This window comes from Staphylococcus condimenti, assembly GCF_001618885.1.
In the GTDB taxonomy this organism is placed as follows: Bacteria; Bacillota; Bacilli; order Staphylococcales; family Staphylococcaceae; genus Staphylococcus; species Staphylococcus condimenti.
This window is the reverse complement of the sequence record NZ_CP015114.1, coordinates 293,885-308,514: the sequence shown is the minus strand read 5'-3', so window position 1 is coordinate 308,514 and position 14,630 is coordinate 293,885. Positions and strand designations below refer to the sequence as shown.

The 14,630-nt window shown below is 31.9% G+C and carries 12 protein-coding genes and 1 pseudogene; 1 reads left to right on the top strand and 12 read right to left on the bottom strand.

The genetic code is table 11. The features are described from left to right. Positions 1-5 precede the first annotated feature (5 nt). A complete protein-coding gene (locus A4G25_RS01605) occupies positions 6-548 on the bottom strand; it encodes a 5-formyltetrahydrofolate cyclo-ligase (protein WP_047130988.1) in 543 nt (180 codons plus the stop codon). Between the two features lie 200 nt (positions 549-748). Here A4G25_RS01605 and A4G25_RS01600 point away from each other — a divergent pair, with 200 nt between their 5' ends. Continuing rightward, positions 749-2,065: an ISL3 family transposase gene (locus tag A4G25_RS01600; RefSeq protein WP_063164607.1), complete on the top strand. Its 1,317-nt coding sequence runs from the start codon at positions 749-751 to the stop codon at positions 2,063-2,065. A gap of 144 nt (positions 2,066-2,209) precedes the next feature. Here A4G25_RS01600 and A4G25_RS01595 read toward each other — a convergent pair. The 11 genes and pseudogenes from A4G25_RS01595 to dnaG all read right to left on the bottom strand — a co-directional run bounded on the left by A4G25_RS01595 (position 2,210) and on the right by dnaG (position 14,562). Further along, positions 2,210-4,254: pseudogene (locus A4G25_RS01595) on the bottom strand (peptidoglycan D,D-transpeptidase FtsI family protein). Positions 4,255-4,457: 203 nt separating this feature from the next. Further along, entirely contained in the window at positions 4,458-5,063 is a 606-nt protein-coding gene (locus A4G25_RS01590) for a superoxide dismutase (RefSeq protein WP_047131773.1), read from the bottom strand. Between the two features lie 192 nt (positions 5,064-5,255). After that, positions 5,256-5,663, bottom strand: coding sequence for a Fur family transcriptional regulator (locus A4G25_RS01585; protein WP_047131774.1), 408 nt, complete (start codon positions 5,661-5,663; stop codon positions 5,256-5,258). A 1-nt stretch (position 5,664) separates the two neighbouring features. Continuing rightward, on the bottom strand, positions 5,665-6,513 hold the full coding sequence (locus A4G25_RS01580; protein WP_047131775.1) for a metal ABC transporter permease: 849 nt from the start codon (positions 6,511-6,513) through the stop codon (positions 5,665-5,667). After that, positions 6,513-7,283 carry a metal ABC transporter ATP-binding protein gene (locus tag A4G25_RS01575; protein WP_047131776.1) on the bottom strand — a complete coding sequence of 257 codons (771 nt, stop codon included), beginning with the start codon at positions 7,281-7,283 and terminating at the stop codon, positions 6,513-6,515. The genes A4G25_RS01580 and A4G25_RS01575 overlap by 1 nt, the downstream gene beginning before the upstream one ends. Positions 7,284-7,398: 115 nt before the next feature. Beyond that, positions 7,399-8,289, bottom strand: a complete 891-nt coding sequence (locus tag A4G25_RS01570) for a deoxyribonuclease IV (protein ID WP_047131777.1) — start codon at positions 8,287-8,289, stop codon at positions 7,399-7,401. A gap of 17 nt (positions 8,290-8,306) precedes the next feature. Next, positions 8,307-9,647 (bottom strand): DEAD/DEAH box helicase, encoded by a 1,341-nt coding sequence (locus tag A4G25_RS01565; protein WP_047131778.1) that lies wholly within the window; start codon positions 9,645-9,647, stop codon positions 8,307-8,309. 22 nt (positions 9,648-9,669) lie between these two features. After that, entirely contained in the window at positions 9,670-10,764 is a 1,095-nt protein-coding gene (locus A4G25_RS01560; protein ID WP_047131779.1) for a Nif3-like dinuclear metal center hexameric protein, read from the bottom strand. Then, entirely contained in the window at positions 10,761-11,435 is a 675-nt protein-coding gene (locus A4G25_RS01555; RefSeq protein WP_047131780.1) for a tRNA (adenine(22)-N(1))-methyltransferase, read from the bottom strand. Before A4G25_RS01555 ends, A4G25_RS01560 begins: the two co-directional genes overlap by 4 nt. 150 nt (positions 11,436-11,585) lie before the next feature. After that, positions 11,586-12,695, bottom strand: coding sequence for an RNA polymerase sigma factor RpoD (rpoD, locus tag A4G25_RS01550; RefSeq protein ID WP_015900431.1), 1,110 nt, complete (start codon positions 12,693-12,695; stop codon positions 11,586-11,588). A gap of 88 nt (positions 12,696-12,783) precedes the next feature. Beyond that, positions 12,784-14,562, bottom strand: coding sequence for a DNA primase (gene dnaG / locus A4G25_RS01545; RefSeq protein ID WP_047131781.1), 1,779 nt, complete (start codon positions 14,560-14,562; stop codon positions 12,784-12,786). Between the last annotated feature and the right edge of the window lie 68 nt (positions 14,563-14,630).

The window sequence follows — 14,630 nt, the reverse complement described above, 5'->3', positions numbered from 1 at the left end:
ATAACTTACTTTGTTTCTGCTACTATCAAATGTTCAACCTTCTCATCATGATTTTCAGGTGTAAAATCGTTGTTTATTTGAAGGTCATAAATAAGACTTACTGACTTTGTTTTGTGCTTATTTAAAAATTTATCAAAATATCCGCCCCCGTATCCGATACGATATCCTTGTTCATTGAAAACTACACCGGGCACTATTAATAGATCTAAATCATTTGTTTTTTTAGTATCCGCATTGACAAATTTAATTCCTTTTTCATCAACGGACAAACTTTCTAAGTCAGTTAAATTTTGAAAAGTCATTTTCTTTGTTGAATATTCAGTCGAAGGAACAAAAACTTGTTTTTTTAGTCGTAGCATTTCCTTAATAATTGGATATGTATTAACTTCATGGTCCATAGCCAAAACGATTCCTATTTTCTGTGCGTTTATAAATTCTTTTGTTGAATAAAGTTGTTCTGCAAGCCACTGATCAGCACGATTCTTAATACTTATATCTATATTTTTCATTTGTTGTAAGGTTTCTTTTCTAAAATCAGATTTTCTCATAATCCACCTGCTTTTCAGTTTTATTGTTATATATATTATAACGTTTATCAGACTTTGTGTCATTAAAGGGAAAATTAAGGTTCTATACTAAATCGGACTGGTGAGAAAATCACTCGTCCGATTTTTTGATATAAAAATAGCGCAATTATCTTTATAATTTAAAGTGACCAAACCCAAATTAAAGGAGATAAGTTGCGCCTATGAATCATTTTATATCAACTACACTGGGAATTAAAGATAAAAATATAGAATTCGATACTAAGGTTGAAGAAAAAGAGTATAAAGGAAAAACGTGTCTATTCTACTTTGGAAAATTGACGTACGTTCCTGAGCACTGTGAAAACTGCGGCTTTAAAAATACCGAGTACTCCATTATAAAAAATGGAATGAAGAATTCCCGTATTACGATACCTAAGGTATCTGAAAGACAAGCCTATTTGAACCTGAAGAAGCAGCGTTTTTACTGTAAGCACTGCTGTACGCACTTCACTGCTGAAACAAAAATAGTTGAGAGACATTGCCATATTTCGGATAATACCCGTTTAGCTGTTTTGCAGAAAGCTACCGAAATCCGTTCTCAAAAATCAATTGCTGAATCGTGTGCTGTCGGGGCTTCTACAGTTGCTCGGATGATAGATAAAGCTGCTTCTCAGATTGCTCAAAAGCCGTTCAGCGCTTTGCCTGAACATTTAATGATGGATGAATTCAAAAGTGTCAAACATGTCAGCCATAATATGAGTTTTATTTATGCTGATGCTGTGTCCCATCGTATCGTAGATATTGTTCCCGATCGCAGATTGGCAGCTCTGAAAACGCACTTTTATCGTTATTCACTAGCTGAAAGACAACGTGTGAAGACGGTATCTATCGATATGTACGAACCTTATATGTCTTTGATCAACGAAGTATTCCCTAATGCCAAAATTATTATAGACCGATTCCATATTGTACAATCATTGAATCGTGCTTTGAATATGACTCGTGTCAGTGTTATGAATACTTTCCGAAATAACGACAGACCGCTTTACAATAAATATAAGCGTTACTGGAAACTGCTTTTGAAACCTTATGAACAATTGGAGATGTTCGAATATAATAAAGTTCCTCTGTTCAAACAATGGAAAACCACCAAAGGAATTGTAGATTTCTTATTGGATTTTGATGATAAATTGTTAAACACGCATCACTATGTCCATCAGCTGCGTTACGCTTTAAAAGAAAATGATGAACAGTTATATACATCAACCATACAGGCAATAACCATGGGAAACATTGCCCCCAAACTTCAAATTTCCATCAGAACACTTAAAAATTATCATGACATGGTACTGAATACTTTGGAATATTCGAATCTGACCAACGGTCCGCTCGAAGGTATTAATAATAAGATCAAACTGATAAAAAGGGTTTCTTTCGGTTATAGAAACTTCACTAATTTGCGCAATCGTATTATTTTATGTACGAGACTTTTTTCCTCGAATCCTAAAAAAGAGATTAAGCAGCTAAAAGCTGCTTAACCTCTATAATTTGAGCCACCAGTCCTATTTGACAGAGAGCCAAAATTAAAAACTGGCACTCACCAGTTTGATTATCTTCTCATAATATTTACGCTTTTTAGCGTTTATTTTATGAAAAAATACTGCTATGAGTGCCAGTTCAGATTATTTTTTATTTTTAAAGTAATAGTTGATAACATCTCTACCTAAATCTCCGCCTTGTAACCAAGGTTCTGGGACAGGTTGATTTGTATATACAATTGAAAATGCGAGTTTAGGATTGTCTTGAGGTGCATAGCCAATATACGTGGAGTTAACTCTAGGCTCTCCATCTTGGAATACTTCAGCGGTTCCTGTTTTCCCAGCTGATGGTACTACAGTATTGTGGAAACTTTGATAGCCTGTACCAGGTTGTTTATTGAATGCCATATCAAAACCTTCTTGTACCTCTTTTATTTGATCAGGAGTATTATTAACTCTATTTAGTACATTACCGTTTATTTTATGTTTAATAGGACCAAGGTTATCTTTGTTCGTTGCTTTCCTAATTTCTAAGCCCACATGAGGCTGTATACGATAACCATTGTTCGCAATAGTAGACACATACTGCGAAAGTTGCAGTGGTGAATAAGTATCATATTGACCGATTGCTAAATCGAGATAGTTACCACTATTAGTATCAAGTTTTTCTATTTGCCCAGCAACTTCATTTGGTAAATCAATACCTGTTTTAACACCTAATCCAACTTGGTTTAAGCCTTTTCTTAGTTTTTGTCCAGCATCTGAAATATTATTTGGAAGTGCCATATTATAATGATATGGATCTTTTGCTAATTTTAAAGCTGTTTTAAACATATAAACGTTAGATGAATGCATCAAGGCTTCTTTATCGTTTATGTTAACTTTACCATTTTGGTTAAAGTATGAACGCTTAGTTAAGCCTCCTTGGAAATGCAGTGGTTCATCGACCATTTCTTCACCAACATGTATTGCTCCATTTTGATAACCAGCAAGTAATGTGCCACCCTTAACGGAAGAACCAACAGTATATTGAGAAGTAAAATTCCCTATATCATAATCAGTCATTTCTCCATTCGGTTTAATTTTCTTCCCTGCCATTGCTAAAATATCACCGTTTTTTGGATCTTGAACAACAATCATTGCAGTGTCCATGTTTTTAGCACCTTCGCCGCGTAATTTATTAATTTGTTTTTCTAATAAATCTTCAACTTTTTTCTGTAAATCAATATCGATTGATAAAACTAAATCATCACCACGTGATCCCGGATTGATAACCTCTGTGTTTGTAATCGCACCTGACTTATCAGTGGTATATTTCATTTCTTTTTTCTTTCCTCTTAAAATACTTTCGTATTGATATTCTAGATATGATTTACCAACACGATCATTTCGAGAATAACCCTTAGATAAATAATAATCAGTTAATTCTTTTGGTATGCCTTCTTCGGTTGTAGAAACATCTCCATAAAGACCTTTTAATAGATCGCCATATGGGTATTTTCTGTCCCAATCCATCGAAGTATTAATACCAGGTAATTTTGATAATTGTTGAGATACTGCAGCATATTCTTTATCCGTTACATCTTCGTTTTTAATTGTTTGAGGATTTAACGTAGAACCTGCCATCATTTCTCTATAAATTGCCAGAACTTGTAAATCTTTTTTAGTTAACTGATTTAATTGCTTTTTCTTTATTTTCTGATGTAGTTCTTCATCATATTGATCTTGAGATATGTCGCCATTGTTCAACATTTTCTCTTCTTTTTTCATCATTTCTGCAGCTTTATCAGGGTGCAATTGAATCCAATAGTCTTGTTTATCTCTAGTAGTGATACGATCAGTATTCATTTTAATAAGTTTTGATAAACGTTTTGCTGTATTTAGAATTTCTTTTTGTGACGTTTTCCGCCCTCTAGTGTATGTAATAGACTTTTTAGATGCATTATCTACAAGAATTTTACCATTTCGATCAAGAATTCTTCCTCTTGGTACAGACTCATTGACAGTAATATTTTCATCATTTTGATTAGTTGTTTGTAATGAGAACCTTGTGCAATTTGTAAGTAACCTAATCGTAAAACAATAATTACAAATACTATGACGACTAAACCAAAGAAGAAATTGATTCTTTTGTCCATCAAATTTCTAGTTTTTTCATCATTTGTTTTTTCTTTTAATCTTTTTAGCAATCCAACCTACCTCAATTCAACAGTTCTCTAAACAAATGATATATGAAAACTGAACTTTTTTCTATGATTTACATTGATTTCCTTCTATAAATTTAATTTTACAAAATAAGCTGTAGTTTATATGAATTATGTAATAGAAAAACAGCAATCGGAGTTCCGATTGCTGTTTTCATTATAAAACGACTCATTTATCATGAATTATTTTATTTTGTTGCAGCTTCATAAAGTTCATCAACTTTATTCCAGTTTACAACATTCCAGAATGCATCAATATAATCTGGACGTTTGTTTTGATATTTAAGGTAGTAAGCATGTTCCCAAACATCAAGTCCTAAAATAGGAGTTTTGCCTTCTGTAATTGGGTTGTCTTGGTTTGGAGTAGAAACGATTTCTAAGTTACCGTTTTTATCTACAACTAGCCAAGCCCAACCTGAACCAAATTGTCCAGCAGCTTTTTTAGCAAATTCATCTTTGAATTTGTCTAAAGAACCCCATTCTTCTTTGATTTTATCAATTACTGTACCTTTTTCTTCAGAATTAGGTGTTAGAAGTTGCCAGAATAATGAATGGTTTAGATGTCCACCACCATTATTACGAACTGCAGTTTGGATGTCAGATGGTACGCTGTCTAAATTTGCAACGATTTCTTCGATAGATTTATTTTCTAAATCAGTACCTTCGATTGCTGCATTTAATTTTGTTACATAAGTGTTGTGATGTTTGTCATGATGGATTTCCATTGTTTCTTTATCGATATATGGTTCCAATGCATCAAACTCATATGGTAAATTTGGTAATTCAAAAGCCATAAATAATCATCCTCCTAATTTGTTTTCACCTTTACTATATCAAGTCATTTGCAGCGTTACAATTTTTCTGCTTAATATTGGCTTGATAATGGGTTCTTTTGCTTCCTCTTTTAATTTATCACATTGCAGTATCTCTTAAACATTAAAAAAAACAGATTCTAAGAAATTAGATAGAATCTGTTGAATAGATATTTATTGACAATTTTCGCATATACCATAAACTTCTAATTTATGAGTATGAATTAATACACCAGGTAATTGAGCTTGAATTTGTTCCATTGGACAATAATCAATAATCTTAGTATCACCACATACTTCACAAATAAAGTGATGGTGATGATGATGTGCACATGCAATTCTGAATTTCATTTCGCCATCTAGTTCTGTGTTTTCAATGATACCTAAATCTTTGAATAAATATAGATTTCTATAAATAGTATCAAAAGAAATGCCTGGGAACTTCGCATCCATCCTTTGTTGTATTAATTTTGCACTAATATATTTATCTTCGTTTACAAATATATCGATAATCATTTTTCTTTTATCTGTGTATTTATGTCCTTCGTCTTTTAAAATTTTAATAGCATCAGTTGTGTTCATACTAATTAACTCCTTTTTTAAACTTCACTCGCAATGTTTGTAAAAGCATTGTGGCTACTAAAATCAATACTAATAGTACTACTATGACCCCACCAGGTGATAAGTTTAAATAAAAGGCTATAATGAGACCTCCAATAACTGAAGCCTCTCCTAATATAATGCTAAAAACAATAAGTTGCTTGAATCCCTTGGTTATTCTCATAGCGATTGCTACAGGAAGCGTCATAAGAGCACTTACTAAAAGTATACCTACAACACGCATCGATGCTGAAACAACCATTGCCACAATTATAATAAATAGAAATTGTATCCACTTTGGAATACCTATAACGTTACTATATTCCTCATCAAAAGAAAGAATAAATAGTTCTTTGTAAAATGAAAATATAAATGTTAATACAATAATAGCAACAATTAATACAGTAACCATATCACTTAAAGAAACAGCGCTAATTGACCCAAATAATAAACCTACAAGCTCCTGATTAAAACCGTCAGCTAACGATATGAAAATTGCGCTTAAACCAATACCTGCACTCATGATGATGGGTATTGCGATTTCTTGATAGTTTTTGTAGGATGTTCTTAATTTTTCTATTAACAGTGCACCTACTACTGCAAAAAGAATTCCACCCCACATTGGATTAATTGAAGCAAATAATGGTGATAATGTGGTAAGAAGCATACCGAAAGATATTCCACCTAAAGTAACATGGCTTAATGCATCTGCAATTAAAGATAATCTACGTACAACGATAAATGCACCAATAAATGGGGCGATAAAACCTATTAAAATACCGCTTATTAGAGAGTACCTCATAAAATCAAAGTTTAATAAAGCATCAATCATTAATTACAGCACTCCCTTTCGTGTTGATGATCTACGAATTTAACTGGATAACCATAAATTTTAGAAATCTCTACTTGATCTAAAGATTTGAATTCTTTTGCAGAACCATGGAAATGTAAATGTTTATTTAAACAAGCAACTTGAGTAGCAGTGTCTACAACTACACCAATATCATGAGTAACTAAAATTATTGTTACACCTTCTTGTTTAAGTTGTTCTAATGTATCATAGAATTCACTAACGTGTTTTGCATCGATACCATTAGTCGGTTCATCTAATATCAGTACAGATGGATTTGATATTAAAGCGCGTGCTATTAATACCCGCTGTTGTTGTCCCCCTGATAATTCAGCAATATTTTTATGGAGCAAAGATTCAATATTTAGGCGTTTTAATATGTCTTTTACTTTTTGAACATCTTTTTTATTAAACCATTGAAATAAGCGCTTTTGTTTAGTTAATCCGCTTAATACTACTTCTTTCACGCTTGCTGGAAATCCAGCATTGAAGGCAGATGCTTTTTGAGAAACATAACTTATTTTCAAATCTGATGCTTTTCTTTGATATTTAATACCATCGATAAACATCTCGCCAGTTTGCAACGGTAATAATCCCAACATTACTTTAAGTAAAGTAGATTTTCCAGCACCATTTGGACCCACTATTGCTAAGAAGTCACCTTTATAAATTTTGATATTAATATTTTCTAAAACTTGCTTTGTACCAAAATGGTAATTGATATTTTTTAATTCAAAAACAGGGGTTGTCATGCTTTCACCTCGCTACAAATATAACCTTGTTTCCTAATTATGTAAATTGTAATGCTTACGATTAACAGGATAAAATAATAAGGCAAAATAATTTTGCCTTATTATCATGATTAAATTATTCTGACATTATTATTTCTTTCATATTCGGGTTAAATGTTTGGCTTTCTAACATTTCGATTTCATGTTTATATGGTGGTCGTTTATTTTTTTTATCTTCCCCAACAAACGGTGTTTCTAAAATTTTTGGTATATTTTCAAAAATTTCATGATGCACAATATAATTCAAAGCATCAAAACCGATATGACCAAAGCCTATATTTTCATGACGATCTTTATGTGCACCTATTTCATTTTTACTATCATTTACATGTAATACTTTGATTCTATCTAATCCAATTATGTTGTCAAATTCTTTCAGTACAGAATCGAAATCATCTTTAACTTTATAACCTGCATCATGAGTATGACATGTATCAAAACATATAGATAGACGGTCATTTTGAGTCACACCATCAATAATTTGAGCAAGTTCTTCAAAAGTTCTACCAACTTCTGAGCCTTTACCAGCCATTGTTTCCAAAGCAATACGAACATCATTTTCATTCGTCAGTACTTCATTTAGACCTTCAATGATTTTTTTGATACCTGCTTCAGAACCAGCTCCTACATGAGAACCAGGATGCAGTACTATATCTTTAGCACCTATAGCCTCAGTTCGTTCTATTTCTTTTTGTAGGAAATCAACACCTAATTCAAACACATGCGGTTTTTGAGTATTTGCGATATTGATAATATATGGAGCATGTACAACAATATTTGATAAGCCATATTCTTTCATTGCTTCATGTCCAGCTTCAATATTTAAATCTTCAATGGCTTTACGACGTGTATTTTGTGGGGCACCTGTATAAATCATAAATGTTTTTTCATTCAATCGATGCGCTTCTTCAGCTGAACCTTGCAGCATTTTTTTACCATTCATAGAAACATGAGATCCTATTAACACTTTTTTCCACCTGACCCTTATTTATTTTTGCGTTGCTCTCTATTTTTTCTTTTGCTGTATTGCTTGCGCTCTTTTCTTTTTAAATCTTCTAGTTCTCTCTTGAACTTTTTCTTATATCCTGGCTTTACTTTTTTCTTGTTGCCACGTTTAATTTTACGTTTAACTTGAGTAGTTAAATGATCGTCTTTTTTTGTACGTGTTTTACGAGTGTTGTGAGCTTTGATAGGTTTTATTTCTCCGTTTTTGATATCAACATCTTTGAAATGGTAACCTCTATCCTCAATTTCGCCTATTAATTCCTCTTCATCTGGTGCAAATAATGTAAAAGCTTCACCTTTATATTGACCGCGACCAGTACGACCTACACGATGAGTAAAGAAATCAATATCTTTAGGAACATCAAAATTAATCACATGACTAACACCTTCAATATCAATACCTCTTGAAGCTAAGTCGCTTGCAATTACATATTGAAAATCTAAGTTTCTAATTCGCTTCATTTGTTGTTTACGTTCGCGTGGTGATAACCCACCATGAATCATACCTATTTTTAATCCATCTGCAATTAGTTCTTCAGCTAATTCATCTGCACTTTCTCTGCTATTACAGAAAATGATACATAAATATGGATTCAAAATATCAATAAGCGCTTTTGTTTTATCAACTTTTGCTGTCCCTTTTGTAGGTATAAGGTAAAAATCAATATTTTTTTTATTTTGTGTTTTGCTGTTTACTTCAATTAATTCGGGTTGATTTAAATATTTATTTAAAAATGGGTGTAATGATTTTGGAATTGTTGCACTAAATACTGCTATATTAGCATCCTCTTCTAACCTAGAAGCAATATGGTCAACATCTTCGATTAACCCTAAATCTATCATCAAATCAGCTTCATCTACAACTAAATAGTTTGCCAAATGAGCATGTAAGGTACCATCTTTTGATAAGTCATTGATTCTAGTAGGAGTACCAATGACTAATTGCGGTTGAACATTACAACGTTGTTTATCTCTTTCAAAGTCCGTTCCGCCGATAAAGAGAGAGACTTTTATATCATTTTTAAATTCTGTTAAATGTTGTGCAGCTTTAAATAACTGCTGAGCTAACTCTCTTGTTGGAGCTACCACAATAGCTTGTGGTTCTTGAATTGAAGAATTGATTCTTTCAATCAATGGCAATAGAAACGCATGTGATTTACCTGTACCTGTTTGTGATTGACCGATAATACTTGTACCTTTTAGAATTTTTGGAATAACTCTTTGTTGGATTTCTGTTGGCTGATTGAAATTAAGATCTGTTACAGCGTCTATAAGTTTTGAGTCCAATCCAAATTGTTCAAATGGGTGCTGTTTTGCCATAAGAATCCCTCCTTTTTATTTTTTATAAATAATTAAATGGGTCTGTATTAATCTTAGAAGCATTAATTTTGAATGATGGTTGTTCTAACCATTCTTCTAGTAAGTGTTTTAATCCTCTTTTCATAACATATTCGCTATAATGATTTATATCTAGTAAATTTATATTTTCAATTTCAGCATCTAAAGCATCATGATGTTTTATGTCCCCAGTTACGAAAACATCTGCACCTTTACTTTTTGCGTATTCTTCATAACCGATACCAGACCCGCCTATTATTGCAACGTTTTTTACAAGTGTATTTGGATTACCTGTAAATCGTACACTTGGTATATTTAAGTTTTTTTTAGCTTTTAATGCAAATTCTTTTAAAGTCATTTGTTGACTTAACTTTCCAATTATACCCAATCCTCTGTCTAATCTTTTAGTAAGAGGCAAAAAGTCATAAACAGGTGTTTCATATGGGTGTAATGATTGAATATATTTTTCTGCTTTCTCACGTTGATGACTTTTAATCATAAATTCAATTTTAACTTCAGTAACTGTTTCTATTTCATTTCTTTTACCAATATAAGGGTTAGCTTGTTCAGTTGGTTTAAATTGTCCATTACCTTTAGAAGAAAAGAAACAATATTTATAATTGCCTTCTGAAGCAAAACCAGCTTCACTCATTTTTTGTTTGAATTCAGATGCATTTTCTTCTGGAATAAATACTTGTACTTTAAAATAATTTTCTGATTGGGGTTCGAGAATTTCGGTATCAATGACATCTAACGATTGTGCTAACATCGCATTTACACCTTTTTTATATACGTCTAAGTTTGTATGAAGGGCGATTAGTTGAATATTATGAGAGATAAGTCGTCTAATAATAGTTCCATAGCCGCCTTCATTTATATTGGTTACCCCTTTAAAAATAAGTGGATGGTGCGCAATAATCGTATTAATATTTTTTTCAATGGCTTCATCTACAATTTCTGCAGTACAATCTAACGCTGTTAATATACCAGTGATTTCTTGGTTTTCATCGCCAATAAGCAACCCGACGTTATCCCAATTTTCTGCTGATGAGAAAGGAACATGCTGATTAATAATATTAAGTAATTCTGAAGTTTTCATTTTACCACCTCTTGAATCATTTTTATTTCTTTATTAATCTCATTTAATCTGTTAGAATGCTTACTTTCATCTAAATTTTGCACGATTTTTTCTAAAGCTTGTAGTTCTCTTTTCCATTTTTTAATAAACAAATCATTTTTTTGTCTTAATAAAATTGGTCCGAATTTTAAATCGAATTCATCCATAAATTGATTTCCGTTTTCAGCTATAACTATTTCGTAAACGTGACCATTTTCTTCAATTAATGATTCATCAATTATATAATAACCAATTTTTGCTATTGCTTTTCTTAGAGTAATTGTTTGGATATTACTTTGTAAAATAAGTCGAGGGTGGTTTTGTAATTTAGATTCACCACTTTCAATTATAGAAGCAATTAGCGGCCCACCCATTCCGCAAATTGTTATTGAATCAATGTTATTATTTAAATCGAGAACTTCTAATCCATTTCCAAGTTTAACATCAATTCTATTATCAAGACCATATTTTTTAACATTAATTTTTGCAGCTTCAAAAGGCCCTTTAACTACTTCTCCTGCTATGGCATGTTTACAAAGGTAATTTTCGATTGCATAAATTGGTAGATAAGCATGATCTGAACCAATATCTGCGATATTATCTCCTTTAATATACTGGCTGACTTTTAGTAATCTTTGGTTGATTGAATTCATGATTAATTCTCCTCAAAATAATAAAAAAAGCGAAACAATAAAACTGTTATGTTTGTATGCAAGTACAATACATGCATTAAGAAGATACTTTTAATTAAGACCTTCTTAACCAAACATATTCAGCTTATTGTCTCGCTTAGCTTTACATAATTAGTCCATAAAATCTTTTAATCGTTTACTACGGCTAGGATGTCTTAGTTTTCTTAATGCCTTAGCTTCGATTTGTCGGATACGTTCTCTTGTAACGCCGAATACTTTACCGACTTCTTCCAAGGTACGAGTTCTACCATCATCTAAACCAAAACGCAATCTTAATACATTTTCTTCTCTATCTGTCAATGTATCTAGTACATCTTCCAATTGTTCTTTTAATAATTCATAAGCAGCGTGGTCTGAAGGACTTTGAACTTCTTGATCCTCAATGAAATCTCCTAAGTGACTGTCATCTTCTTCGCCAATTGGTGTTTCTAATGATACTGGCTCTTGAGCAATTTTTAATATTTCACGCACTTTTTCAGGCGGTAAATCCATTTCTTCACCAATTTCTTCAGGCGCAGGGTCTCTACCTAAATCTTGAAGTAATTGACGTTGTACTCGTATCAATTTGTTAATAGTTTCGACCATATGCACTGGAATACGTATAGTTCTTGCTTGGTCTGCAATAGCACGTGTGATTGCTTGACGAATCCACCATGTAGCATACGTAGAAAATTTAAATCCTTTGCTAAAATCGAATTTTTCTACGGCTTTGATGAGTCCCATGTTACCTTCTTGAATTAAATCTAAAAATAACATTCCGCGCCCAACGTATCTTTTAGCAATACTAACTACTAAACGTAAGTTTGCTTCAGCTAAACGAGCTTTAGCCACTTCGTCACCCTGCTCAATACGTTTTGCTAATTCTATTTCTTCTTGTGCATTTAATAAGTCAACTCGACCGATTTCTTTTAAATACATACGCACTGGATCGTTTATTTTTACTCCTGGAGGCGCACTCAAATCATGAGGATTTAATTTTTCGTCTGTATCTGAGCTGTCTTTTTCATTGACAAGATTGATATCATTATCATTTATTTGGTCAAAGAATTCATCCATTTGGTCAGAATCCATATCGAAATTCTGAAGTTTTTCAGCTATTTCTTCATGGCTTAGATGACCTTCTTTTTTACCCTTATCTAATAATTGCTTTTTAACATCTTCCAAAGTCAATGTGGGATCGATGGTTTGTTTCTTAACTACTTTCACTTGGTTTTCAGACATAAAAAGGCCTCCCGAAATTAATATAAGCACATTCTTATAACTAACAAAAATAAATATATTTTTCACTTGTTAATTCATTAATTAATTGTTACTTCATTCTATTCTTATTCATCCTTACTATCTTTTCTAAATAGTACTTTTGTAATTCTAAATCACCAATTCTAGCTGCTTCTCTTAGTTTTTCATTAAGAGACTCAGGTGTGTCATCATTACGATCACTAGTAATAATATTAAGGTAGTCTTGAACCTCATGTTCATAAGGATTGCGATTTAATAAGAGATTGTCAAGAGAAATTAAAGTTTCTCTGTCATCCTCTTTATTACTATATAATAATGCAGTACTCAAATCGTAATGTTCATTTTCAGCATAATAGTCGTGCAAAATATTAAATATACTCTCAAATTGACTATTTGTAAAGTCTTCTGCTTCCAATTCCTCATTAAACTCTAAAAAGACATCTTTATTAAACATAAAATGTTTTAATAATTTACGTTCCGCATCTTCTTTTTTTGTATAATGCTTAGGTTCAGTAGAAAGTTTTGATAACTGAGACGAGTAATTTTGAGGTATTTGAGATGAATGCATAGCTACTTCATTATTTAGACTGTCAAAGCTAACTTTAAACAATTCAGAAACGTCTTGCAATACTTTTTTTTGCAGAATTCCAGATTGCATTAAAGAAATATCATCTGTTATTTCTTTAAGGTATTTTTCATATGCCATATCATTATGCTCAATTTCTTCTTTGTGCAAATTAACTTTATATAATACAAATGCTTTTCTTTCATGATCTAAATAGTTTTTAAATGCTTCTTGTCCATATTTAGAAATATATTCGTCAGGATCCATTTTTGAAGGCATTTGAACTACAAAAACATTCAATCCTTCTTTCAGTAGAGCCTGTCCTGTTTTTAATGTTGCTTCTTGTCCAGCAAAATCACCATCAAATAACAAAGTAACATTGGAAGTTAATTTTTTTATAAATGTCATATGCTCTTGTGAAAGTTGTGTACCCATACTTGCTACTACTTGATTGACACCCGCTTGGTCAGCTTTAATAACATCCATAAAACCTTCTAACAGAATCAACTCGTTTTTTTGGCGAATAATCCTTCTTGCACGGTCTACATTATATAATAATTTTCTTTTTTGGAAAATTGGAGTTTCAGGGCTATTTAAATATTTTGGTTCTTGATTTTTATATGTTCGTCCGGAATAACCTACTGTTCGTCCTTGAGCATTCTTTAACGGAAACATAACTCGATCACGAAATCTATCATAATAACTAAAATTTTCTTCGTTTCTAGAAAGTAAGCCTGCTTCGTAAGCTAACTCAATGTCATACCCTTTTTTTTGTAAAAAATCATGGCAAAAATGTGAGCTGTCTGGTGCATAGCCAATTTTTCTTTCTTTCAATAATTTTTCTGTAAATCCTCTGGATTTTAAATAGTTTAATGCTTCTTCCCCTTCAACAGTTTTCATCAGAATATAATGATAATAGTCTTCCATAAGTTCATGCATTTTTATCATCATTAAATCATCAGAGGCAATTTGGTTTTGTACATCTGATTGACTGACATCTATTTTTATATTTACCCTTTCTCCAAGCTCTTTAACAGCTTCTACGAATGAAACACCTTTAATTTCTTGTGTGAATTGAAAAACATTCCCACCTTTTTTACAACCAAAGCAATGGCATATTTGTTTATCTTCCGAGACAGTAAATGAGGGTGTTTTTTCATCATGAAAAGGACACAAACCAATATAATTGCGTCCTCTTTTTTCTAATTTTACATATTCGCTTACTATATCTAATATATCTGTTTTATCTTTTATTTCATTGATTACCGATTGTTCTATTCGCAAACTAACCACCTGTATAGATTTAGTCATATTATTATATCATTTTATGTGATTTAAGAAAGTATTTTGCT